Annotated in this window: 26 protein-coding genes and 1 pseudogene; 12 read left to right on the plus strand and 15 right to left on the minus strand. The window is 63.5% G+C overall.

Features of this window, described 5'->3' with window-relative positions; translation table 11 throughout:
* Positions 1-36: 36 nt before the first annotated feature.
* On the minus strand, positions 37-1086 hold the full coding sequence (locus E0473_RS03250) for a CNNM domain-containing protein (RefSeq protein ID WP_137679403.1): 1050 nt from the start codon (positions 1084-1086) through the stop codon (positions 37-39).
* Positions 1087-1188: 102 nt separating this feature from the next.
* Entirely contained in the window at positions 1189-1941 is a 753-nt protein-coding gene (locus tag E0473_RS03255) for a 3-hydroxybutyrate dehydrogenase (RefSeq protein ID WP_137679404.1), read from the minus strand.
* A gap of 117 nt (positions 1942-2058) precedes the next feature.
* Here E0473_RS03255 and ypfJ point away from each other — a divergent pair, with 117 nt between their 5' ends.
* Entirely contained in the window at positions 2059-2922 is an 864-nt protein-coding gene (gene ypfJ, locus E0473_RS03260) for a KPN_02809 family neutral zinc metallopeptidase (protein WP_137679405.1), read from the plus strand.
* A gap of 9 nt (positions 2923-2931) precedes the next feature.
* Here ypfJ and E0473_RS03265 read toward each other — a convergent pair whose 3' ends face one another.
* Both E0473_RS03265 and E0473_RS03270 read right to left on the minus strand, forming a co-directional pair.
* Complete coding sequence (locus tag E0473_RS03265; protein ID WP_137679406.1) at positions 2932-4716, minus strand: M56 family metallopeptidase; 1785 nt, start codon at positions 4714-4716, stop codon at positions 2932-2934.
* Positions 4713-5111 (minus strand): BlaI/MecI/CopY family transcriptional regulator, encoded by a 399-nt coding sequence (locus E0473_RS03270; protein ID WP_137679407.1) that lies wholly within the window; start codon positions 5109-5111, stop codon positions 4713-4715. The genes E0473_RS03265 and E0473_RS03270 overlap by 4 nt, the downstream gene beginning before the upstream one ends.
* A gap of 121 nt (positions 5112-5232) precedes the next feature.
* On the opposite strand from E0473_RS03270, the gene E0473_RS03275 reads away from it, so the two are divergent.
* Together E0473_RS03275 and E0473_RS03280 are read left to right on the plus strand one after the other, a co-directional pair.
* The gene (locus tag E0473_RS03275; protein WP_137679408.1) at positions 5233-6411 is read left to right on the plus strand and encodes an alpha-hydroxy acid oxidase; all 1179 of its coding nucleotides are present in this window, start codon (positions 5233-5235) and stop codon (positions 6409-6411) included.
* A gap of 119 nt (positions 6412-6530) precedes the next feature.
* Positions 6531-7364: a hypothetical protein gene (locus tag E0473_RS03280; RefSeq protein ID WP_137679409.1), complete on the plus strand. Its 834-nt coding sequence runs from the start codon at positions 6531-6533 to the stop codon at positions 7362-7364.
* 171 nt (positions 7365-7535) lie between these two features.
* On the opposite strand, the gene E0473_RS03285 is transcribed toward E0473_RS03280, so the two are convergent.
* A complete protein-coding gene (locus E0473_RS03285; protein WP_137679410.1) occupies positions 7536-8723 on the minus strand; it encodes a cytochrome P450 in 1188 nt (395 codons plus the stop codon).
* A 124-nt stretch (positions 8724-8847) separates the two neighbouring features.
* On the opposite strand from E0473_RS03285, the gene E0473_RS03290 reads away from it, so the two are divergent.
* From E0473_RS03290 to E0473_RS03300, 3 genes are all read left to right on the plus strand, one after another.
* On the plus strand, positions 8848-9510 hold the full coding sequence (locus E0473_RS03290; RefSeq protein ID WP_137679411.1) for a peptidylprolyl isomerase: 663 nt from the start codon (positions 8848-8850) through the stop codon (positions 9508-9510).
* Between the two features lie 250 nt (positions 9511-9760).
* The gene (locus E0473_RS03295) at positions 9761-10120 is read left to right on the plus strand and encodes a PAS domain-containing protein (protein WP_241657309.1); all 360 of its coding nucleotides are present in this window, start codon (positions 9761-9763) and stop codon (positions 10118-10120) included.
* Positions 10121-10302: 182 nt separating this feature from the next.
* On the plus strand, positions 10303-10689 hold the full coding sequence (locus tag E0473_RS03300) for a hypothetical protein (RefSeq protein ID WP_137679412.1): 387 nt from the start codon (positions 10303-10305) through the stop codon (positions 10687-10689).
* A gap of 27 nt (positions 10690-10716) precedes the next feature.
* Here E0473_RS03300 and E0473_RS03305 read toward each other — a convergent pair.
* Positions 10717-10890, minus strand: a pseudogene (locus E0473_RS03305) (M20/M25/M40 family metallo-hydrolase); the annotation flags it as partial.
* Positions 10891-11009: 119 nt separating this feature from the next.
* Here E0473_RS03305 and E0473_RS03310 point away from each other — a divergent pair.
* Complete coding sequence (locus E0473_RS03310) at positions 11010-11576, plus strand: putative glycolipid-binding domain-containing protein (RefSeq protein ID WP_137679414.1); 567 nt, start codon at positions 11010-11012, stop codon at positions 11574-11576.
* A 24-nt stretch (positions 11577-11600) separates the two neighbouring features.
* On the opposite strand, the gene E0473_RS03315 is transcribed toward E0473_RS03310, so the two are convergent.
* A complete protein-coding gene (locus E0473_RS03315; protein ID WP_137679415.1) occupies positions 11601-11951 on the minus strand; it encodes a VOC family protein in 351 nt (116 codons plus the stop codon).
* A gap of 225 nt (positions 11952-12176) precedes the next feature.
* On the opposite strand from E0473_RS03315, the gene E0473_RS03320 reads away from it, so the two are divergent.
* Positions 12177-12746, plus strand: a complete 570-nt coding sequence (locus tag E0473_RS03320) for an ATP-dependent Clp protease proteolytic subunit (protein WP_137679416.1) — start codon at positions 12177-12179, stop codon at positions 12744-12746.
* A gap of 2 nt (positions 12747-12748) precedes the next feature.
* Here the strand turns inward: E0473_RS03320 and E0473_RS03325 are convergent, their stop codons facing one another.
* The 4 genes from E0473_RS03325 to sdhC are packed head-to-tail and all read right to left on the minus strand — an operon-like array spanning position 12749 to position 15784.
* Positions 12749-13108, minus strand: a complete 360-nt coding sequence (locus E0473_RS03325) for a thiol-disulfide oxidoreductase DCC family protein (protein ID WP_137679417.1) — start codon at positions 13106-13108, stop codon at positions 12749-12751.
* Positions 13109-13121: 13 nt separating this feature from the next.
* Positions 13122-14954: a succinate dehydrogenase flavoprotein subunit gene (sdhA, locus tag E0473_RS03330; RefSeq protein WP_170308112.1), complete on the minus strand. Its 1833-nt coding sequence runs from the start codon at positions 14952-14954 to the stop codon at positions 13122-13124.
* A complete protein-coding gene (gene sdhD / locus E0473_RS03335; RefSeq protein WP_137679418.1) occupies positions 14954-15355 on the minus strand; it encodes a succinate dehydrogenase, hydrophobic membrane anchor protein in 402 nt (133 codons plus the stop codon). The genes sdhA and sdhD overlap by 1 nt, the downstream gene beginning before the upstream one ends.
* 12 nt (positions 15356-15367) lie before the next feature.
* Positions 15368-15784 carry a succinate dehydrogenase, cytochrome b556 subunit gene (gene sdhC / locus E0473_RS03340; RefSeq protein WP_421721764.1) on the minus strand — a complete coding sequence of 139 codons (417 nt, stop codon included), beginning with the start codon at positions 15782-15784 and terminating at the stop codon, positions 15368-15370.
* 85 nt (positions 15785-15869) lie between these two features.
* Between sdhC and E0473_RS03345 the strand changes: the two genes are divergently transcribed.
* From E0473_RS03345 to E0473_RS03355, 3 genes are all read left to right on the plus strand, one after another.
* Positions 15870-16580, plus strand: coding sequence for an SDR family NAD(P)-dependent oxidoreductase (locus E0473_RS03345; protein ID WP_137679419.1), 711 nt, complete (start codon positions 15870-15872; stop codon positions 16578-16580).
* A gap of 314 nt (positions 16581-16894) precedes the next feature.
* On the plus strand, positions 16895-17791 hold the full coding sequence (locus E0473_RS03350) for a 50S ribosomal protein L11 methyltransferase (protein ID WP_137679420.1): 897 nt from the start codon (positions 16895-16897) through the stop codon (positions 17789-17791).
* A complete protein-coding gene (locus tag E0473_RS03355; protein ID WP_241657310.1) occupies positions 17764-18486 on the plus strand; it encodes a DUF2459 domain-containing protein in 723 nt (240 codons plus the stop codon). Before E0473_RS03350 ends, E0473_RS03355 begins: the two co-directional genes overlap by 28 nt.
* 41 nt (positions 18487-18527) lie before the next feature.
* On the opposite strand, the gene E0473_RS03360 is transcribed toward E0473_RS03355, so the two are convergent.
* The 3 genes from E0473_RS03360 to E0473_RS03370 are packed head-to-tail and all read right to left on the minus strand — an operon-like array spanning position 18528 to position 20874.
* Positions 18528-19652: a transporter family protein gene (locus E0473_RS03360; RefSeq protein WP_137679422.1), complete on the minus strand. Its 1125-nt coding sequence runs from the start codon at positions 19650-19652 to the stop codon at positions 18528-18530.
* Between the two features lie 51 nt (positions 19653-19703).
* Entirely contained in the window at positions 19704-20087 is a 384-nt protein-coding gene (locus tag E0473_RS03365) for a DUF2946 family protein (RefSeq protein ID WP_137679423.1), read from the minus strand.
* Positions 20088-20121: 34 nt separating this feature from the next.
* Entirely contained in the window at positions 20122-20874 is a 753-nt protein-coding gene (locus E0473_RS03370) for a glutaredoxin family protein (protein WP_137679424.1), read from the minus strand.
* A gap of 104 nt (positions 20875-20978) precedes the next feature.
* On the opposite strand from E0473_RS03370, the gene E0473_RS03375 reads away from it, so the two are divergent.
* Positions 20979-21215, plus strand: a complete 237-nt coding sequence (locus E0473_RS03375; protein WP_137679425.1) for a hypothetical protein — start codon at positions 20979-20981, stop codon at positions 21213-21215.
* Here E0473_RS03375 and ligA read toward each other — a convergent pair.
* Positions 21212-23290: an NAD-dependent DNA ligase LigA gene (gene ligA, locus E0473_RS03380; RefSeq protein ID WP_241657367.1), complete on the minus strand. Its 2079-nt coding sequence runs from the start codon at positions 23288-23290 to the stop codon at positions 21212-21214. The two genes, E0473_RS03375 and ligA, sit on opposite strands and share 4 nt — an antisense overlap.
* Between the last annotated feature and the right edge of the window lie 21 nt (positions 23291-23311).

Below are 23311 nucleotides of genomic sequence, written 5' to 3' on the forward strand. Positions count from 1 at the left end.
GGCCATAAACAGTGTGCAAAGCGGCCGCCCCAGCGATCAGCCCGATCGCCCTGCCCGCGCCGAATGCCGCAACGACAGCTGGCGCGCCAGCTTTTGCATGTCGTGAACCTCGTCCGTCTCGTCGACGATTTCGAAGCCGAAAATCGTCTCCAGAATGTCTTCGAGCGAGATCAGCCCCAGGAACGAGCCATACTCGTCCACCACAGCCACGATGTGCTGGTGATCGGCAATCATGCGATGAAACAGCCGGTCGACCGGCGAGCCGTCGAGCACAAGCGGGATCGTCCGCAGGAAATCGCTCACTTGTTCGGTGCTGTCATCGTCGTCGGCGAGACGCGAAAGGATATCCTGCTTGATAACGAAGCCGACGATGCTGTCGCGCTCCTCGTCGAACACGGGGATGCGCGAAAATGCGGAGGCGCGCAGCGTCTGGCCCAGATCGGCAATCGCAGCGCTGCGCGGCAGGCTGAAGACCACGGTGCGCGGCGTCATCACATCGGAATTGCGCAGCTGGTGCAGTTGCAGCATGTTCTGCACGAAGCGCATCTCGGCCATGTCGATCTGCCCCGAGGCCTGCCCGAGCGAGGTCAGCGCGATCAACTCCTCACGGTGGCGCGGCAATTCGGGCGTGCGGCCGAAGGAAATGAGCCGGGTGATCTGCCGCGAGGCCCAGACCAGCGGGCCAAGCGCGGTGATCATCGCCGGCAGAATCCACGCGGAAAAGGGCGCCAGCTGCTGCGCATAGCGCGCGCCAATCGTCTTCGGGATGATTTCGGTCACGATCAGGATCGCCAGGGTCAGCACGCCAGCAAAGATCGCCTCGCTGCCATCGCCATAAAGCTTGGCATATTGCGCGCCCGCACCCGCCGCGCCCATCGTGTGCGCGATGGTGTTGAGCGTGAGAATAGCGGCCAGCGGGCGATCGATATCGCCCTTGAGCGTTTTCATCTGCGACGCCCAGCGCGCGCCCCGGCTGCTGGCTGACTGCACCTGCGAGGGGGTGATCGTAAGCAGCGAAGACTCGAGCAGCGAACACAGAAACGAGACGCACAGCGCAAGCGCGACGTAAAAGATCAGGAGTGCCAATTCGTTTCCTTCGCCTGCGATGCCATTAAGCCAATGAGCGGCAACCCCACAGGACTCCACCCGTGCCCGTTCCCGGCGCCCAGGTCAAAACAAAGGAGAAGATCAGGCGGTCCACCCGCCATCGACCGACCAGTTCGCGCCGTTGATGTTCTGCGCCTCGTCGCGGCACAAGAAAACCGCCATGGCGCCGATCTCCTCGGGCTGGACGAATTTCTTGGTCGGCTGGCTGTCGAGTAGCACCTCGTTGATCACGTCCTCACGGCTCATGTTCCGCGCCTTCATCGTGTCGGGGATCTGGTTTTCGACCAGCGGCGTCCAGACATAGCCGGGCGAAATGCAGTTGGCGGTGACGTTGTGCTCGGCCAGTTCCAGCGCCAGCACCTTGGTGAGGCCCGCAAGCCCGTGCTTCGCCGCGACATAGGCCGCCTTGTACGGGCTCGCCACCTTCGAGTGGGCGCTGGCGGTATTGATGATCCGGCCCCAGCCCGCCTTCTTCATATAGGGCACCGCGTGGTGCGAGGTGAGGAAAGCGCTGGAGAGATTGAGCGAAATGATCTTGTTCCACTTCTCGGGCGGAAAATCCTCCACCGGCGAGACGAACTGCATTCCGGCGTTATTGACAAGAATGTCAACGTCGCCCGCCTCTTCCATCAGCTGCGCCACGCCCTCGGTGGTCGAAAGATCAGCGCCGCTGTAAGAGGCGGAGAGTTCCTTTTGCAATTTCGCGATCTCGTCCTCGTCGCCAAAGCCCGAGAGCACAACGTCCGCCCCTTCCGCGTGGAGCGCCCGGGTAACAGCAAGGCCGATGCCTGAGGTGGAGCCAGTAACGAGAGCGCGCTTACCGGAAAGGAACATGGAAACCTCCAGAAGATTGTCTATCAAGACTGCGTGCATCGGGCTCACCGCCTGAGGCACGCGGGGCAGATGGCGCACCTTGCTATTGTGCGTCGCATCATAAATGGGGGCTTGTCCGTGAAACTCAATCCTTTCGACCCGAGCAAAATCAATGTTCGTCGCGGCGGCGGCGGGGGCGGCGGAATGCCCGGTGGCAAGCTTGGCTGCGGCGGCATTGTCGTCGTGCTGATCGGGGTATTCGTGTTCGGGATGGACCCGGCGCAGATGCTCGGCACGGTGGAGCAGATGCAGGGTTCGGGCCAGCAGCAGTCGGCCCCCGCCAACCCGAACGAAAGCGTGAGCGACATCTGCGACGACAGCCAGTATGCCATGGAGGCCTGCAACGCGCTCGCCTCGCTTGATCAGACCTGGCAAACCCGCTTTGCCGAGGAAGGGCTCGGTGACCGCTTCGCAAAGCCCACGCTCGCGCTATATCAGGGCGGCACGCGCACCGCTTGTGGCGCGGGCTCGGCTGCGATGGGCCCGTTCTACTGCCCTGGCGATCAGACGATCTATATCGACACCAGCTTTTACGACACGCTTGACCGCCAGCTCGGCGCGGGCGGCGACTTTGCCCGCTACTATGTGATCGCGCACGAATACGGCCACCACATCCAGACCATCACCGGCATTTCCGACCAGATCCGCAGCGCGCAGCAAAGCGACTCGCAAAACGCCAACCGCTATCAGGTGCTGATGGAGCTGCAGGCGGATTGCTATGCAGGCGTGTGGGCGGGCCTCAACCGCAACGCCATCGAACCGGGGGATTTCGAGGAAGGCATGACCGCCGCCTCGGCCATCGGCGACGACGCCCTGACCGGCGGCCGTGTGAGCGAGGACAACTTCACCCACGGCACCAGCCAGCAGCGCATGGAGGCCCTGCGGCTAGGCCTGAGCACAGGCGACGACCGGCGCTGCGACGAAATCGTCCAGGTGCGCTAAGCGCGCGCCTTAGACGGTCTTATTCATCCCGGTGGCCGTCTGCGCGATGGGGCCGAAGCTAACCGGTATTGTGAAGCTCAACACCTGCGGCGCGCCCTCGCCCGACACGAACCGCAGCGTGGCGGTGACAGCACCCGGCCTACTGATGAAGGCAACAGGTGGCGCCCCGGATTGCGCGCTCGCCACCGCGAAGACAGCAGCGTTGCTTGTCACCGCTGCAAGACGGTGTGGGTTGCCGATACGCTCGATCTCGCGGTCGATATTGCGTAGCGCTTCCGCGCGCACCTTCGCCGGCAGATTAGGCTGGCTCGCCAAGGCCGTCCGCGCCTGCTGCAAGCCTTGGCTGGCTTGGCGGGCAACCGCGTCGTGACAGATGCGCCAGACGGTCCGGCCATCGGCCCGCCTGCTCTCACTGACCAGATCGTCACCCTCGCAGCCATCTTCCACCACGGTCGCGGAAACCATTGCGAGCCTCGCCGCGGATCGCGCTTCCGCACGCGCCTCTGCCGCAGCGGCGCGCGCTTCGGCTCGGGCCTCGGCCGCAGCGGCCTGGGCCTCGGCACGAGCCTCTGCCGCGTCAGCCTGCGCTTCGGCGCGAGCCGCCATGGCCTCTGCCCGAGCCTCCATCGCTTCGGCGCGTGCTTCGGCCTGCTCGGCCAGAGCCTCGACCCGATCCGCACGCGCTTCCGCGATGGCAGCAGCGACCTCAGCCTCGATGCCTTCCACACCTTCGAACTCGGCGGGCAGGAAAAGCGCTTCAGGCGGCATTGGCGGGACAGGAGCCGCTGGAGGCGGGGGCGTCAGCGGCACCTCCGGCGGCGCGGGTACAAGCGGCGCCTCTGGCGGCATGGGCGCGGCAGGCGGTTCGGGCGGGCTGGCATAGCTGACTGAAGCAGTCAGCGGCAGCGCGAAAGCGCCCAGGGCAATGATGGCAACCCCGGCAAGACGCCGGGCTTTCGAACTTTCGGTCATGGTGAGGCTCCGCAATCTGTGGACGATCGACTTCTCCCCCAGCACCGGACAGGCCATCGGTGCGGCCAGCACAAAGTCGTTCCCCCGGGCGAACCCGGCGATGACTTCGGCATAGGCCGCCCGCTGCCCTCGCGAAGCGCCCGCCATTACGCGCGCATCACATGCTGCCTCCTGGTCCGACCGCAAGGCTCGCCAGCCCCACCACGCGAGCGGATTGAACCAATGGAGCGCCAACACGGGCTGAGCCGCAAAGTTGGCGAGAAGATCGTGCCCGCGATGATGCGCAAGCTCGTGCGCAATCGCCAGATCGCGCGCGGCGCGATCATAATGGGCCATGAAATCGGGCGGCAGCGCCACCACCTTGTCAAACAGCCCGAACGCTACCGGCGCGCTGGCCCCTGGCGTCTCGACCAGACGAACCTTGCCCGCCTCGCCTACCGGGCGCGCTTGCGCCAGCAGGTGCGCGCGCATCCGCCGATAGCCAATCACGCGCATCACAAGAAACACCGCCGCTCCGCCCAGCCAAAGCGTCAGCAGAACAGGCTCGACCCAGGCGAGCGACGGCGCGGCAGCCTCGGCCACCGGCGTTGCGGTAATGAACACCGCTTCGCCCGAAGTGACAACCGGCTCGACCGGTGCCATGCTCGCGGGCAGGATCAGGGGCGGCATCACGAATCGCACCAGCGGCAGGACCCACAGCCCATAGGCAACCTGCGGTCCAAACCTTTTCGCGACCGGCCGGCGCAGCACCAGCACCATCGCGATCAGCACACCGGTCCAGAAAAAGGTGTCGATCAGCCATCCGGCGACAGCCGCGCTCACTGCTTCAACTCCTGCAGCAGGCTCTCGATCTCGGCGATATCTTCCGCGCTGAGCGCCTCTGCCTCGGCAAGATGCGCGAACAGCGGCGCCGCGCGGCCGCCAAACAGGCGGTCAACCAGCCGCCGCGACTCGCCGCCGACATAGTCGGAGCGTTCAATCAGCGGCGTATAAAGGAAGCGGCGGCCATCGGCCTCGGTCGCAAGCGCGCCCTTGGTAACGAGCCGGGAGAGCAGCGTCTTGACCGTGGCGAGGCTCCAGTCGCGCTGGCCGCCGACCGCTTCGCCAACCTCAGCTGCCGACTGCGGCGCGCGCGCCCAAAGCGCTTCCATCACCGCATATTCGGCCTCGCTGATGCGTTCACCGCCCAGCAGCCCTTTCGCCTTTGTCCCACCCATTTGCCGACTCCCTCAAGCAGCATTTGTGATTACACGTGTAGCCGATACGATTACGGTTGTAAACTGAACGCGTCTTTAACAGGTGCTGGATCGCGGCGGAGCGCCTGCTAAACCCGGCAGGATGACGCTCACGCCTTACAGCCCGCCGGTCCGGAAGCTGGCCGATTGCCAGAAGATCGCCGACTTCCGCGAGCTGGCCAGACGCCGCCTGCCCTTCCCCGTGTTCCACTATATTGACGGTGCGGCTGATGACGAGGCGACCCGCCGCCGCAACACCGAGGCCTTTGGCGCAGTCGACCTCGTGCCCGATGTGCTGGTGGGCGCGGACAAGGTCGATCCCTCCTGCACCATCATGGGGCGCAAGTCGTCGCTGCCGCTGGTGCTCTCGCCCACCGCCTTGCAGCGCATCTTTCACTGGCAGGGTGAACGCGCCGTGGCGAAGGAGGCCGAGCGGCACGGGCTGTGGTTCGGCATCTCGTCGCTCTCGACCGTCAGCATCGAGGAGATCGGCGCGAACTATGCCGGGCCCAAGATGCTCCAGTATTATTACCACAAGGACCGCGGCCTTAACGCTGCGCTGGTGGAGCGGGCGAAGGCCGCGAAGTTCGACGCTATCGCGCTGACGGTGGACACGATCGTCTCGGGCAACCGCGAGCGGTGCAAACGCACTGGCTTTTCGACCCCACCGCGCTTCACCCCTGCCAATGTGCTTTCCTATGCGATGCACCCGGCCTGGGCGCTGAACTTTCTGTTTCGCGAGAAATTCGACCTGCCCAACCTCTCGACCCACGTGGAGGCGGGCAGCGGAAAGGCGGTGTCGATCCAGGACTACTTCAACTCGATGCTCGACCCGGCGCTCAACTGGCAGGCGGCTGAGCAATTGCGCAATGACTGGGGCGGCACGTTCTGCCTCAAGGGGATCATGTCGGTGGGCGACGCGCGGCGCGCGGCGGACATGGGGGTCGATGCGATCATGGTCTCGAACCACGGCGGCCGGCAGCTCGACGGCAGTCGCGCTCCGTTCGACCAGCTGGCCGAGATCGTCGATGCGGTGGGCGACCGGGTCGAGGTGATCTGCGACGGCGGCGTGATGCGCGGCAGTCATGTGCTGAAGGCGCTCGCCACCGGAGCCAAGGCGGCAAGCGGCGGGAGGCTCTATCTTTATGCGCTGGCCGCAGCGGGACAAGCAGGCGTGGCCCGCGCGCTCGACCTGCTCGAGGCCGAGATCCGGCGCGACATGCAGCTGATGGGGGTGAGCCGGGTCGAGCAGCTCACGCGCGATCATCTGCGCAGGCGTTAGGCTAGGAAGCGAGAGCTGATGATGCGGCCTATTTTCAACTGTTCGACCGCAGATTTGGCATCTCCAGTTGCGCTCTTTAGCGCTTTGCTATTAGTTTAACTGAGGGAAGAGGTGAGGCTATGACCGCTATAGCCATTTGGCGCAACGATGAGGTCGAAGGGAACCCATCGCTATGGGCGGCTGCCGATAGCAGAGTGTCCGGGGTGAACGGCCATCTGCTCATAGAAGACGCAGTGAAAATCTTCTCGCTTCCCGTCATCTGTAGAAGGCCGGGACCGAACGGATTTTTCAGCGAAACCTATTTCGTTCACACACTTGGTTACTGCTTCGCGGGTAGCACGCTCATGGGGCAAAACACTTATCTTGGACTTGTGCCGTTACTCTCTAACCTTCTATCTGCAACCTCCTACATCCCATCAATCGAAGACATCGCTGGCCAGATTTTTGCATACCTGAAAGTGACGTTCGGGGACTACCGTCCAATAGGGGCGCAGCAGTCGCTCTTTGAAGTTGCTATCTTCGGCTATTGCCACAGGACGCACCAGCTGGAGATTTACCAAATCCGTCCCGAGCTCGTTGAGGATGTCTACGAGGTCACATTAAAAGCGCACCAGAATCTACAGCCCCACCACTTCTTATACTTAGGGGACGACGGCGCGACGCTTCGAAATGAAATCAGCAACGCGTTTAATTGTGGGTCTAGGCCGGGCCACCCTATCTCCCGCGCACCGCGTTTTGTGATTCAAGACCGTATAGCGAACGACGAGAGCCCCACAATCGGCGGCGATCTTCAACTCTCCATCGCCGACAGATTTGGTTTGCGACCGTTAGCCATGGTGAAGCCTCGCGTGCCAGGACAACCTGCTGCCTACGTAAGCTATCTCGGTCGTGAACTAGCGGAAGATTTGACAACCGTTGGAGAAGCGCGAGCGTCGCTTGATGCTATAGTATAGCGCTACAGCATCCACTAGGATGTGAGAGCAAGATTTACTATGCTTGTAACCGAAAAACATTCAATTGAGACGGCTCCTCCCTTCGTCATCCGAACGCTGCAATTCCGCTCTCTCTAACTCTCGCCTCCAACTCCCGCTCCTGCACTAAAGGCCGGCACGCGCACGAACGTCCTACCCGATATCGATCATCAGCGCCTGCGGACTCCGAAAATTCGAACTCGGCAGCCAGCTGATCGGCCCCGGCGCCACCGCGAACTCGGACATAGCGGCGAGCAACTCCTCCGCCGCCACCTTGCACGCGAGCCGCGCGAGGTTTGCGCCAAGGCACGAGTGCACCCCGCCGGCAAAGCCGAGGTGCCCCTTCGGACGGCGCTCCAGCCGGTAACTGTCGGCATCGTCGAACTTGCGCGGATCGCGGTTGGCCGAGCCGTAGCATAGCATCACGAAGTCGCCCGGCTTCATCACCTTGCCATGCAGCTCGGTCTCGACCTGCACGCAGCGGCGGAAGCGCTGGGCCGAGGTGTTGAAGCGCAGGCTCTCCTCGATCGCATCGGGGATCAGCGCCGGATCGGCCACCAGCGCGCGGCGCACATCGGGCATCGTCGCGAGGTTGTAGCCGAACATCGTGAGGAAGCCCGAGAGGCTCTCGATCCCAGCCATGATCAGCGTAGTGACGGTGAGCCGTACCTCTTCCTCGCGCAGGCTTTCGCCGTCGATCTCGGCGGTGATGAAGTTGGAGAGCAGATCGTCGCCCGGATGGCGCTTGCGCTCTTCCACCAGCCCCTGCGCGTAGAAACTCATCCATCGGTAGGCGGCGAGCTGATCGGCGTTCTTTGTGCGCAGCTCGGGGTCGGTCTGCGTCATCAGCACCGCCTTGTCGCGCACGGTCTGCCGGCCATTGGGCGGCAGGTCGAACAGCGCGAAAATCAGGTCGATGGTGAGCGGCGAGGAAAAGTCGGCCACGAAATCGAACCGGCGTTGCCCCCGCAGCCACTCAAGGTGGGCACGCGCAGCCAGCCGCAGCGGCTCGATCGTGTGTTCGAGCGCGCTCTTGAGCATCGCTTTCTGGATCAGCGCACGCAGCCGGTCATGCCGGGGCGGATCGGTCGAGCCGAGCGTGGCCCCGGCGCGTCCGGGCAGTTCGTCGACGAGGTTGCCCTGCGCCGAAGAATAGGTGCGCCAGTCCTGCAAGGCGGCGAGGATATCGTGGTAACGCGAGAGCACCCACATGCCCGCCTCCTCGCACCAGAACAGCGGAAAGTCCTCACGCAAGCGTTCGTAAGCAGGGAAGGGATCGGCGTCGTTGGCAGGCGCATAGGGATCGAACCGGAACTCGGCCAACAGCGGTTTCGTGCTCATCCTGGTCCTCTCGCATCATCCCAATGCGCGGCCCATGACCCATCGCCAAGGCCAAGCCCTTGATCTTGCGCAATCGGGCAGACTTTTTTGCCAAGCACCGCCAAATGCTGGCACATCGTTAAGCATGTTCAAACGATTCGCCCTGCTCGCCGCCCTGTCGCTTGCCACGCCCGCCTTCGCGCAGGCCCCGGAATATTCCGAGCTGCCGCCGCTTGAGGATGCCGCGCCCGAATACGAGACAGTCGATGTGGTGCTGGAGACGGCGCTTGGCCCGATAACCGTGGCTTTGGAGACCGAGCGCGCACCAATCACCGCCGCCAATTTCCTGCGCTATGTCGACGAGGGGCGTTTCGACGGCACCGTGTTCTATCGCTCGATGCCGACCAACTGGGGCGAGCAGCCGAACGGCCTTATCCAGGGCGGCACCCAGTGGGACCCGGAGCGCATCCTGCCCGGCATCGCACACGAGCCGACCTCGCTAACGGGCCTCACCCACACGCGCGGCGCGCTGTCGATGGCGATGAACGAGCCGGGCACGGCAAACGGCGATTTCTCGATCATGCTGGGCGACCAGACCGGCCTCGACGCCAAGCCCAACGCCGACGACCCAGTAGGGCAGCATGGCTATGCGGTGTTCGGCTATGTGACCGAGGGGATGGATGTGGTCGAAGCGATCTTCAACTCCCCGCGCGACCCGGACGAAGGCGAAGGCTGGATGAAAGGCCAAATGCTGGCGGAGCCGGTGGCGGTGACCTCCGCCCACCGGGCCGAGGCTGAGGCCGACTAGCACAGGAAGAATCGCGCCATCGCGGGTCCGAAAGAGACGTGCTGACATCCGTTGTAACCCGCTAAAACCCTTCGCTCGTCAAACTACGTACTCTGGCTGAACGATTGCCTCATGCGATCACAGGTATTGCGGTGCTGTTGGGGTGCTCTGTTTTGTGCGACCGGCCATTTTTTGGTCAGGATTAGACATGCACCAAATTTCGGATATCTCAGCCGATCGCCAAGCCATCGCGGTGGTTGGCTCGGTTGGGTTGAGCGCGGCCGATCTTGCGGCGGCCATGCTTGCGCAGTCGGAGGATTGTATCAAACTGCTCAGCATCGATGGCCATCTCGATTTCATGAATTGCAACGGGCTGTCCGCTATGCAGATTGAGGAACCGCACAAGGTGATCGGCAAGCTGTGGTGGGAACTGTGGCCCGAGACATCACAAGCTCTTGTTCAAGCCAAGTTTCGCGAAGCGGCAGAAGGTATCGAAGCGAGCTTCGAAGCAATTTGCCCCACCGCGAAAGGGGCCAGCCGGAGATGGTCGGTCAATTTGCGCCCGCTGTTCGCAAAGGATGGGCCGGTCGTCTCGATCCTATGCACGTCGCGCCAAATTCCGGCTGATTAATGCGCGGTCCGCACGCTTAGGTGGCGGGCATGAGGCTGGCGGCCTTCTCTCCGCCAGAAATTCCTTTTCCGGCGGGAATACAATTCGTCTACCTTCAAGGCCCCTGAATCCTCGTGACGCCTGCGCCACCGGATTCAGGGCATCTCTGGTGCAGTCTGGCATCGCCTTGGGGGTAGTGGAGCATGACGGATACGCGATACTGGGAAATCGACCGATTGGCCGCAAGGCGCTTGCTCGGCCGCCTCAAGATTGATGCAACCACGGCGAAAATAGACGAGGTTGCGAGCGCCTTTGCCGAGCACAGGCAGGAGGTCCAGCAGTGGACAGCAAGTCGCGTCCAGTCGCGGATTATCACAGCGCTCGAAGTACGATCCATGGAAGACTTCGTTCACATGGACGCCAAGTGGGCCAACGGGTTTATTGCTGCCGAGGAAATGATTGCCCGTTTGTCGGCAGATGAGCTGTTGGGTCAGCCATATGGTCCAGCGCAATCGAAAGGGCAGGTTTTGCGCTCGCTGGTGCGAGGTGCGCGCAAGCAATCCCCGATCGTTGAGAGACGCTCTGAATAGCTGCCACACCAGATCGCGCTCCGCCCCCTATCGCCGTTCGCCCGATAGCCGCGACATCAGGATCGCCGCGCGCTTGGCCTGCCGGGGGACGCTCGAAAGGTCGATCCACTCGCCCGGCGCATGGGCGTTGCCGCCCGCAGCGCCAAGCCCCACCAGCCCGTCCACATAAGGCGCGACAAAGGTGATATGGCCCGCCTCGCGCATGATCTGGGGCAGCACCGTTATCGCCTCGCGATATGCCGCGATACCAGTCGTTCGGCAGAGTTAATTCACCACTCTTTTTGGCCATAAAGTCTTGCCGAGAGTCTATTAAGCGAACCATGAAACCGTCATCGCAAACCCTTTTTTGGCGCCGCCTTGATATAGTGGGACTGGAAAGGCTCACGCTGACCAGCGCCGAGAACCGGATTGTAGCGGATGCGACAACGATCTGCGTTGAAGACGGTGGTTTCCGTATGGATCATCGGTGGGAGTTGACGCCAGATTGGTCCGTACAGTCCTGTATCGTGCGCAAGGAAGGCGTGAGCAGAAGCGTTCAGCTAGTTCTCGAACGATATGGCAACGGGTGGAAAGTCGATGGGCTTGCGAGGCCCGACCTCGATGCAACGCGAGAGCCGGATTTATCGATAACTCCGTTCTGCAATACATTTCCTATTCGGCATATGTTGGCCGCCAATCAGGACCATCTTACCCTGGAAACGAGCTTCATCGATGCTGCGGCTATGACGGTCAGTCGTTCAAGGCAGAGTTACCGGCATTTGGGTTCGAGACATTTCCATTATCTCGATCTGGGCATTGCTGATGGTTTCGAAGCGGACATAACGGTCGATGATATGGGGCTGGTCATCCGGTACGAAGGGCTCTTCGAGCGCGCCGAAGCACAATGAACACTAATCGCAGACCGCCTGCCGTCATGAGTGGGACAAGATGTTGAGCAGCCGTCCGAAAGGGTCTGTGACATAGAAGCGCTCCACCCCCCAAGGCTCCTGCACGGGGCCATAGGTGGGCTCGTAGCCCGCGTCCTTCATCCGTTCGAGCGTTGCATACAGATCGTCGACCTCGATCGAAAGGTCGGGCACGGGAGTTCCTGACCCTCCCTCGCTTGCGAAGCTGATTTGTGGACTGGCTTGTCCCGATCCCACGAGGGTGATTATCCAGCCGTGGTCCATCGCCAGTTCCAAGCCAAGCACCTCGCCGTAGAATGCCTTGGCCTTATCCATCTTGTCCGTTGCGATGTTGGTAACGATACGCTTCACGGCCATGTTCGATCTCCCAAAGAACGGCCGCTTTTTAAGCCGCTATCTGCGCGATCTAAAGCAGGCGCACAGTCCCCGTAAACTGTGTTCTGTATTGCGAACAATCAATAAGGAGGCCGATTTCTCGCCCTCTTCGCCCGCCCGCCTTCGCCCACGCGACTTGCGACGCCTGCGAGGCGCTCGGCACTGCGTTTTCGCGGAACGGAGCGATCGGCCCTCGGTTATCGAGGCATGACAGACAATAAGAGCGAACACACCCAGACCATCCTGTGCAGCCCGCAATTGCGGCTGGTAGGAACGGTTGACGAGGCAATGTATGCCGAGTTCCGCAACCAGCTTTCCGCCGCGCCGGGCGAAGGGCCTCTGGTCATCGCGATCACCACGCTGGGCGGCAATCCCGAGGTGGCACGCTGCATGGCCGATGACGTGCGGCTGCTTCGCGAAGCCGGGCGCGAGCTGTTCTTTCTGGGCAAGGCGGCGGTCTATTCGGCCGGGGCGACCTTCATGGCCGGGTTTCCGGTCAGCCATCGCTACCTCACCGAAGGTGCGCGGTTGCTGATCCACGAACGGCAACTGGCGAAAACGATCAATCTTTCCGGACCACTCAAAAGTTGCATCGCGCAGTTGAAGGCCGCGCTCAACGAGATCGAGCATTCAATCGAGATCGAGGAAGAAGGCTTTCGCGCACTGATCGAAGGATCGGATATCAAGGAAGGCGAAGTGCGCGAGAAAGCGCCCGACAACTGGTATGTCGACAGTGCCCAAGCGCTTGAGCGCGGCCTGATCGCCGGGGTGATCTAGACTTATCGGAGCATACGCTGGAGCCTGGGACGCACCCGCAAGAAGCGGATATAGAGCGCCTCCAGTCCGCGCAGGATAAGCGGGTGTCTTGCAGCAAGGCCGAAGGGACGCAGCATCGGGACCGCGCGCCACATCGCAGCGAAAGCTGCCGCGCCCGATAGCAGACGCCCTTCTTCCTCGGCATGAAACCGCTCCAGCATCAGCGCCGGTTCGAGCGGACAGGTTTGCGCGGCATCGGGCGCAGAGGCATCGATAAAGGTGATCGCGCCGTTCGTATCGAACCGACGCATAAGCGCGATCTCGCGCTGGCACAGCGGGCAGGTGCCGTCATGCCAGACGGTCACCTGCCCCACGAGATTCATCGAAAAGTCGGCATCAGTAAACGCGCGCCTTCGGCTCGATATACTTGATATCGTCGGTGAGCGTATATTCATGCACCGGGCGATAATCGATCCGCACCTGGCCGCCATTGCCGCCCCAGCCTTCGAACCAGGCGGCGGTGTGCTTCATCCACTCGGCATCGTTCCGGTTGGGGAAGTCCTCGTGCGCGTGGGCGCCGCGGCTTTCCTTGCGGTTTTCCGCCGAGTTCATCGTCACCACGGCCTGCGCCATCAGGTTGTCGAGCTCAAGCGTCTCGATCAGGTCCGAGTTCCAGATCAGCGAGCGGTCCGACACCTTGATGTCCTGCATCCGCTTATTGGTCTCGGCCAGATGCTTCACACCCTCGGCCATCAGCGCAGAATCGCGGAACACCGCAGCGTGCTTCTGCATCGTCTGCTGCATGTCCTTGCGCACCTCGGCGGTGGAGGAACCGCCATTGGCGTTGCGGAAGTGGTCGAGGCGGGTCAGCGCGAATTCGGTGCCCTCGCCCGAGATTTCCTCGTGCGGTGTGCCGGGCTTGATCGTCTCCTTGAGACGGAAGCCGGTCGCGCGGCCGAACACCACGAGGTCGATCAGCGAGTTCGAACCCAGACGGTTCGCACCGTGGACCGACACACAGGCCGCCTCGCCCACCGCAAACAGGCCGGGCACGATGCTGTCGGGGTTGCCATCGGCGCCGATGGTCACGACCTCGCCGTGGTAGTTACAGGGAATGCCGCCCATGTTGTAATGCACGGTTGGGGTCACCGGCAGCGGCTGGCGGGTCAGGTCGACACCGGCGAATATCTTGCCGCTCTCGGTGATGCCGGGCAGGCGCTGCGCCAGCGTTTCCGCCGGGATATGGTCGAGGTGGAGATAGATGTGGTCGCCGTTCGGCCCCACACCGCGCCCTTCGCGCATTTCCAGCGCCATCGAGCGGCTCACCACGTCGCGGCTCGCCAAATCCTTCGCCGAAGGAGCATAACGCTCCATGAAGCGCTCGCCCTCGGAGTTGGTGAGATAGCCGCCCTCGCCGCGTGCGCCCTCGGTGATGAGCACGCCCGCGCCATAGATGCCGGTCGGGTGGAACTGCACGAACTCCATGTCCTGCAGCGGCAGGCCCGCGCGCAGTACCATGCCGCCGCCGTCGCCGGTGCAGGTGTGGGCCGAAGTGGCGGTGAAGTAGCAGCGGCCATAGCCGCCGGTCGCCAGCACCACGCCATGCGCGCGGAAGCGGTGGATCGAGCCGTCATCGAGGCACATCGCGATCACGCCGACGCAGGCCCCGTCCTTCATGATCAGGTCGATCGCGAAGTATTCGATGAAGAAATCCGCCGCGTATTTCAGGCTCTGCTGATAAAGCGCGTGCAGCATCGCGTGGCCGGTACGGTCGGCCGCGGCGCAGGTGCGCTGCACCGGCGGGCCTTCGCCCATGTTCTGCATGTGGCCGCCGAACGGGCGCTGGTAGATCGTGCCGTCGTCGTTGCGGCTGAAGGGCACACCGGCGTGCTCAAGCTCATACACCGCCTGCGGAGCTTCGCGCGCGAGATATTCGATCGCGTCCTGATCGCCCAGCCAGTCCGAACCCTTGACGGTGTCGTACATGTGCCACTGCCAGTGGTCGGGCGTGTTGTTCCCGAGCGAGGCGGCAATGCCGCCCTGCGCTGCCACGGTGTGCGAGCGGGTCGGGAACACCTTGGAGATGTTCGCGGTCTTCAGGCCCGCCTCGGCGGCGCCCATCGTGGCGCGCAGGCCAGAGCCGCCCGCGCCGACAACCACGACGTCATACTGATGGTCGATGATCGGATAGGCCTTGCCGCCGATTTCGAAAGTTTCGCTGCGGGCCATTACGCGGCTCCTCCAGTGGCAACGGGAACAAGCGCGAGACGCGCGATACAGAACAGGCCGAACACGGTGCCGCCGATCCAGGCGAGGTTCAGCGCGAGCATGACGCCAAAGCGGCTACCGCTGTCGTTGACATAATCCTCGACCAGAACCTGCAGCCCGATGCGGGCGTGCCAGAAGGTGGTGAGCACCAGCAGCGCCATCATCACCGCCGGGATCGGCTGACCGATCCAGCCCGAAACGGTGGCGTAGCTTAGGTTGGGGAGCGTTAGCAGCGAAACGATCAGGAAGATCAGCGTGACGAGGTTGCCGACCGCGGTGAAGCGCTGCAACAGCCAGTGATGCGCGCCGGTGTGGGCAGAGCCGAGGCCCCGCACGCGGCCGATGGAAGTTCCGTTACCCATTGAGAATGCCCCTCAAAGCAGGAAGATCGCGGCCCAGAAGGCCACTGTCAGCACCACGCCGCCGACCACCGAAGCGATCGACCACATCTTGTTCGCGTCCAGCTCGTAACCGGCACCGGTGTCGAGCACGAAGTGTCGCAGGCCAGAGCACAGGTGCGTGAAGAAGGCCCAGGTCAGCCCGATCAGAACGAGATAGCCGATTGGCGTGGTCATCACCGAATGGAAGGTCTCATAAGCTTCCGGCCCGCTGGCGAGCGCGCCGAGCCACCACAGCAGCACGCCAAGGCCGACAATGGCCATGCCGTCGCCGGAGACGCGGTGGAGGATCGAGACCAGCATATGCGGGCCCCATTTCCAGATTTGCAGGTGCGGCGAGAGCGGGCGGTTGGCCATGTTCTGTCCCGTATGGTGCGTTGCGATGCCCCCCATCTAGCGTCTCGTGCCGAGGACACAAGCGCGCTGGCCAACAAGTGTGAGGCTATCGCGCGAGCGCCGGCCGGTCTAGGCTGGGCATATGACCAATATTCTCGTTACCGGAAGCAGCCGCGGCATAGGCCGCGCAACCCTTGAGGCACTGGCAGCGCGCGGCGCCAAGGTGGCAGGCCACGCCACGCAGAGCACCGATTCGAACGCCATCGCCGCCGACTTTCGCGATCCGCTTGCGCCGCAAATGCTGTGGCAGGAGGCTCTGGAAACGCACGGCGGCGAAATCGACGTGCTGGTGAACAATGCCGGGCTATTCTCGGCCAGCCCGATCGAGGGCAGCGATATCGAATGGATGGATGCATGGGAGGATACCCTGCGCATCAACCTCACCGCCGCCGCGCAGCTGAGTCGGTTCGCGGTGCGTCACTGGCAGGAGACGGGCCGCGCGGGCCGGATCGTCCATGTCGCCAGCCGCGCCGGGCACCGGGGCGATTCGCCCGCGCACTGGCACTATGCCGCTGCCAAGGGCGGGATGCTGGCCATGCACAAGACCATCGCCCGCGCCTATGCGAGCGAGGGCATCCTGAGCTTTGCCGTTGCCCCCGGCTTCACCGACACCGCGCAGGAGGGCGACTTTCTGAAAAGCCGGGGCGGCCCTGCCCTCCTGGCCGATATTCCGCTCGGCCGCGTCGCTGAACCGGAGGAAATCGCGGCGATTGCCGTGTTCTGCGCGCTCGATGCCCCCGCCAGCATGACGGGTGCGGTGATCGACGCCAATGGCGCGAGCTACGTCCGCTAGAGTCTGAGACGGTACCCTGATCCTCCTTGCTCCCCTCCCCTCGGGGAGGGGCTGCGGGTGGGGGTTCGACGCTGGTTGGCGCGACCAGCACCTTTGCCGCTGTCCTACAAAGGTGCTGGCCAATGTGGCCGCGCTGGGGTTCGATCCGGCGGAAATGAAGCAGATTTTCACCATCCACGAGCATTTTGACCATATCGGCAGGGCGGCAAACTGATGGCGGAAGGCATCACCTCGGGCATGAACTGCGCACAATATGCGGCCAGCATCACCGAGCGGCTTGACGCGCGGCTCGCAGAGGAACACGCCGCGCAGTCATGAGCTGGAAACTGTCTGCCGTCACGTCGCGCGAAGCTGTCGAACAAGCGCTGGACCGCGCCGAAGGCTGGGACGAGGCGCTCGTCCTCGCCGCCTTCGAAGTCGACCCGGACGAGCCCGACGTGTGGCAACTCGATGCCTATTGCGAGGAAAAGCCCGGTGCTGCCGAGCGAGAGGCCGTCGCAGCGCTGTTCGAGGATGAGGTGCCGGACATCAACTCCGAAGAGCTGCCCGATGCCGACTGGGTGAGCGAGAGCCAGAAGGGCGCGCAACCGATTCGCGCCGGCCGGTTCTATGTTCACACGCCAGAGCATTCCGCGAGCGAGGAAGCGGGCATGACCAGCTTCTGCATCCCGGCAGCGCAAGCCTTCGGCACCGGGCAACATGCGACCACGGCGGGGTGCCTCGAAATGCTCGATACGATGCACGGTGATGGCGTGCATCCGCGCAGCGTGGCCGATATCGGCACCGGCACCGGCCTGCTCGCCTTCGCCGCGCGTGATCTGTGGCCCAAGGCGCGCTATACAGTCAGCGATATCGACCCGCTGTGCACCGAGGCGGTGATCGACAACGCGCTGCGCAACTCCATCCCGCTTGGGACTGAGCCGGGCAAGGTAGCAGCTATGACCGCCGAGGGCATGGACCACGACCTGCTGCACGCGCGCGCGCCCTACGATCTGCTCATCGCCAATATTCTTGCCGCGCCGCTGGTGGAACTTGCGCCCGACTTTGCCGCCGCCCTCGCACCGCGCGGCTCGGTGCTGCTGGCAGGGCTGCTGGCAACGCAGGAAAGCACGGTGCGCCGCGCCTATCGTCGCCACGGGCTGCGGCTGCACAAGCGCATTCAACGCGGCGACTGGAGCATTCTGTGGCTCAGGGCGCGCTACGTCGGCTAGCGCGCGCCATCGGGCGCGCTCTTGTCATCGTTCTGCTGGTGCTCGGGGCTTACCCGGTTGCGGGCTGGCTCGGCAGCACGATCCCGCGTGGTTCAGGCGATGGCGACCAGCCTCGCGAGATAACGATCATGGTCGAGACCAACGGCACCCATACGGGCGTGGTGGTGCCGGTGGTGAACGCGGTGAAGGACTGGCGCGAGACTTTTCCCAGCGCCGCGAGGCCCCGGCCTCATGACGGACGCCTGCCAACCCACCTCGGCATAGGCTGGGGCGAACGCGAGGTGTTTCTGAACGTCGCCGAGTGGAGCGACCTTAAGCTCGCGACCGCGGCGCGGATCGCTTTCGAGGGCGGAGAGCCCCTCATGCGGGTGAGCCCCTATGTCCGCCCCATGCCAAGCGCGAGCTATCGTCCGATGACAATCAGCGCCGCGAACTATCGCAAGCTGGTCACGAGGATCGAGGCGAGCCTGCCGCCACTCGCAAGCGGCGAACAGCGGGAAGAACTGCGCGCGAGCTATACGAGCGATACCTACTACCCGGCGCTTGGCACCTATACGCTGTTCCACACCTGCAACAGCTGGGTGGGCGATACTCTTGCTGCCGCCGGGATCGAGATGGGGGCATGGACGCCCTTTGCCGGAGGGGTGACCAAGTGGATCCCGGTCCCCGGGGCCAGCGCCGATGTAGCGATATGAAACGAGGCGGAGCGCTCATGCGCCCCGCCTCGCCGGTTGGATCAGAAGGTCTGCGCAAGCGACAGCGACAGGCGCCAGTCGCGCGGCAACTGGATGCCGTTCAGGCGCTGATGGATCGGCACGGCCATTTCCGCCCCAAGCTGCGGACCGCGCCGGTTGGCCAGCGGCAAGCGCCAGTTGACGCCAAACGCCGCGCTGATCACGTCGCCGCCATAGTTCGCCTGAATATCCGACGGCGCGGAATGATTGTGCGCCGCGTTGTAATGGCCGAGCACCGCCCCCTCGTGCTCCCACTCCAGCCGCGCGGTGGTGCCGACATCGGCGGCCAGCAGATAGCTCAGCCATCCGGTCACCCGCGCCTTGTCGCCAAAAGCAAAGCCGCTGGCATTGCTGTCGTCGGTGCGCCAGCGATAGCTCGCCTGCCCGCCCCAGCCGATTGCCCCGGCCTGGCCGCTCACGGTAACAGCAGGCTCGATATCCCAGGTGCCGCTGCCCGACTGCATACCGTAGTGGACGAAAGTGCCGTCGGCATTCGTTCTGTCGACCGCCCCGGTCGGCACCCACAGTCCCAAGGTGGCATGGGCGTTGAATGCATGGCTGCGCGCCAGCCGGTATGAGGCCGATACCAGCGTATCGCCAAAGCCTTCGGTGCCGTGGGCGTGAACCATGCCATAAGGCATCCCACCGTGCCCGCCGTGACTGCTGTGATCCATCGGCATGTCCATGGGCATATCCATGTCCATGCCGGTGTTCGCTGGATCGATCCCGACCATCTCCATCCGGTGCCACATGTAATGCGGCATCACCATCAGCGTGAGATCGGAGGTGGGCGCGAACATCAGATCGAGCATCACCATGTCCATCTCCATGGACTGCGCGCGTACGGAATAGCCCGCTGCCAGCACATCGGCATCGCTGATCTCGTCGGTGCCCGAACGGTTGGTGCCCGAATAGCGCTGACGCTCGAGCCGCAGGCCGATCATCGCCTCGCCGCCTTCGTGCATGTGATCGTTCATCATGCCCGCAGAGGGCGTGAGCAATTGCTGATGAACCTCAATGGTGTCGGCATCGATGTCTGCCTGCGCATGGGCAGGCGCGGACAGCACGGCGGAAACGGCAAGCGAAGAGACGAGCGCACAAGCGCCCGCAAACATAGTGAATTGCATTGTAAAAATCCTGTCTGGTCTGAACATGGCCGGACTGATCCGGCCGTTGGCTCAGGAGACGACAGGCGGCGCGCGCGCTGGCGGCAGTTGCCGCGCATAGTGGTAGGCAGCGGCAAGCGTGGCGAAGCCGGCGAACAGGTTCGTCACCCCAGCGAAGGGCACTGCGAGCACCGGAAGCGGCGGGGCAGAATCGCCCCCGGAATGACCGGCAAACAGGCAATGGCCCGAGGACTTGTCGCTGCTCTGCTGCCCCGGATGCTTGGCTTTGATCGGAAGATGCCACTGCGCGTCGGAGTTACATATCTCGATTGTGATCGAACCGTCGCTGTCTGCCGCGGTCATCATGCCAGCGGGAACAACGGCGCGCATCAGCATCGCCGCTGCCAGCAGCAAGAGACACCAGTTCCGATGGGCAAAAAGATGCGAGCGAGCCATTCGCGCCGCCGCTTAGGCTCGCGCGAGCACCTCATCAAGTAGCTATGCGAGCAATCATCCACAGCGCCATGGCGATCATCGCAAGGTTTTCGCTGAGAGACACGAAACCCAGCGGCACGTTCGAACCCCCGCCCACACAGGCGCACTTGATCTCCCGCTTTTGCACGTAAACCGCGTAGAACACGCTCGCCGCGCCCACGGTGCCGATGAACAGCGCGACCGGGATCGATAGCCATGGCAGCCAGTGCCCCGCCATCAGCACCGCCGCCAGCGCCTCCAACCACGGGTAGGCATAGGCATAGGGCACGAAACGCCGCCCAAGCAGATCGTAGCCGGTGAACATGGTCGAAAACTGCTCGACATCCTGCAGCTTGAGCATCGCCAGCATCGCCATAGAAAAGGCAATGAACCACTCCGCCACTCGCGGCGTGAGAACCGTGCCGAAAGCCCACAAACCGAGCGACACCGCCAGCGCCAGCGCCACTCCGAACACCGCCAGCACCGGACGGTAGGAGGTCTCGGCGCGCTCGCTTTCGGGCTTCCAGTCGCCAAAGTGGACCCGCAACGTATCGTAACCGCCTATCCGCTTGCCATCGATGAAGGTTTGCGGCGTGGTCTTCACTTCATGCTCGGCCTTGAACGCGTCTGTCTGCTCGCGCGTGGTGAGCCAGTGGTCCTCGACAGTATAGCCCTTGCGCTCGAGCAGCCACTTCGACTTCACCCCATAAGGGCAAACGTGTTTCTCCATCACCATGCGATAGAGCTGTGCGGTTTTTGGGTCGGCCATAATGGAACAGTGCGCAAAACGGCTGAAAGGTTCCAATGATGCATTTCCCCCTTCGCGATGGTTACATGTTATAAGGTTTGGCAGGATGGCGCGGGGAGATCGCAATGGAATGGCTTGTTGCCGGTGTGGTGTTATGCGCAGCCCTCGCAGTGCTCCCAGCCTTGCTGCGGAGAAGCCGCAAGTCCGCGCGCAAGGGCGCTGCGGGCGGGGTAATGATGGGGCTCGGCCTTGCCTTCATGACGATCTTCGATCCCCTGAAAGCCGAGAGCGTGGAAGAAGTTCGCCAGCGCAAGGAACGGGGCAAAGCCGATCAGGGCGAAAGCGGTGACAGGCCGGATTAGCCCGCCGCCGCGACGATCTCCGCCCAGCCAGCTTCGTCGATCACCTCGATCCCAAGGTCGGCCGCCTTCTTGAGCTTGGAACCCGCGCCCGGCCCAGCCACGACAAGATCGGTCTTGGCGCTGACGGTGCCCGCAGCCTTGGCGCCGAGCCGCTCTGCCTGCGCCTTGGCTTCGTCGCGGCTCATCGTTTCGAGCTTGCCGGTGAACACCACTGTTTTGCCGGCGACTTCGCTGTCCACGGTCGCCACCTTGTAAAGCGGAGGGCTAACCTCGCTCAGCAGGTCGTCCCACACTTTGCGGTTGTGCTCTTCGTGGAAGAAATCGGCCAGCGCGAAGCCGACTGCCATGCCGATGCCATCGGTGCGCACTTCGAGGATCGCCTTGATCTGCTCCACCATCCGCGCGGTGAACTTTCCCTCGCTCTCACCTTCGGCCTGTGGATGCTCCTGCCGATAGGCGTGAATTTCCAGCGCCTTTTCGGGCAGACGATGGATGTCGCCCAACCCCTTCATCAGATCGCGCGCGGTCACCGCACCGACATGACGAATGCCCAGCCCGAACAGCATCCGCGCTGCATCGGGCTCGCGCTTGGCCTCGATGCTCGCCAGCAGGTTGTCGACCGACTTTTCCTGCCAGCCTTCAAGCGCGAGGATTTCCTCGCGGCGCTTGCGCAGGCGGAAGATGTCGGCGGGGCTCTCCAGCCAGCCGAGCGCGAAGAACTGGTCGATGGTCTTCTCGCCCAAACCCTCGATATCGAGCGCGCCGCGGCTGACGAAGTGTTTCAGCCGCTCGGTGCGCTGTGCGGGGCAAATCAGTCCGCCGGTGCAGCGGACATCGACCTCGCCCTCCTCCGCGACAGCCTCGCTGCCGCACTCGGGGCAATGGTCGGGGAAGACATAGGCCGGGCGGTCCTCCTCGCGGGTGAGGTTGTCGACCACCTGCGGGATCACATCGCCCGCGCGCTGAATCACTACCCGGTCGCCTTCACGCAGGCCGAGCCGCGCAATCTCGTCGCGGTTGTGCAGCGTCACGTTGGTGACGGTGACACCGCCCACCAGCACCGGGGCGAGCCTGCCGACCGGGGTCAGCTTGCCGGTGCGGCCGACCTGGATGTCGATGCTCTCCACAGTGGTTTCGGCGCGCTCGGCAGGAAACTTGTGCGCGAGCGCCCAACGCGGTGCCTTGGCGACGAAGCCCAGCCGCTTCTGCCAGTCGAGCCGGTCGACCTTGTAGACAACGCCGTCGATCTCATACGGCAGCCCTGCCCGCCCCTCGCCAATGCTGCGGTAGGCTTGCAGCATTCCGCCAACATCGGCGCAGCGACGGAAATCGGGCGAGACAGGGAAACCCCAGTCCTTCAGCTTTGCCACCACGTCGCTTTGCGTGTCCCCAGGAACGTCGCTCGCCGCGCCCCAGCCGTGCGCCCAAAACCGCAAGGGCCGTGCCTTGGTGACGCTCGCGTCCTTTTGTCGCAGCGATCCCGCAGCGGCATTGCGCGGGTTGGCGAAAAGCTTGCCGCCAGCCTCTTCCTGTGCTTCGTTGAGTGCGGTAAACGCCTGTTTTTCCATATAGACTTCACCGCGAACCTCGAACAGCTCGGGCACGCCTTCCGGCAATTGCTGCGGTATGTCTTCGATGTGCGCAACGTTAGCGGTGACGTTCTCGCCGACCTGCCCGTCTCCCCGGGTGGCGGCCATCACCAGCTTGCCTTGCTCGTAGCGTAGCGAGCACGATAGGCCGTCGATCTTGTCCTCGGCGGTGAAGGCGACCGGTTCGTCCTCGGCCAGAGACAGGAAGCGGCGCACGCGGGCCACGAAGTCCTCCACCTCCTCGTCGGAGAAGGCGTTGTCGAGGCTCATCATCCGCACTTCGTGCGTGACCTTCGAAAGCGGCGACGAGGCCACTTCGTGCCCGACCTGCCGGCTCGGGCTGTCGGCGCGGATCAGGTGCGGGAAGGCCTCCTCCAGCTCGGAATTGCGACGGACAAGCGCGTCGTATTCAGCATCCGAGATCTCGGGCGCGTCTTCGGCGTGGTAGAGCCGGTTGTGCTTGGCGATCTGCTTGGCCAGCCGCATCAACTCGTTGGCGGCCTCGGC

Source organism: Aurantiacibacter suaedae (assembly GCF_005434915.1).
In the GTDB taxonomy this organism is placed as follows: domain Bacteria; phylum Pseudomonadota; class Alphaproteobacteria; order Sphingomonadales; family Sphingomonadaceae; genus Alteraurantiacibacter; species Alteraurantiacibacter suaedae.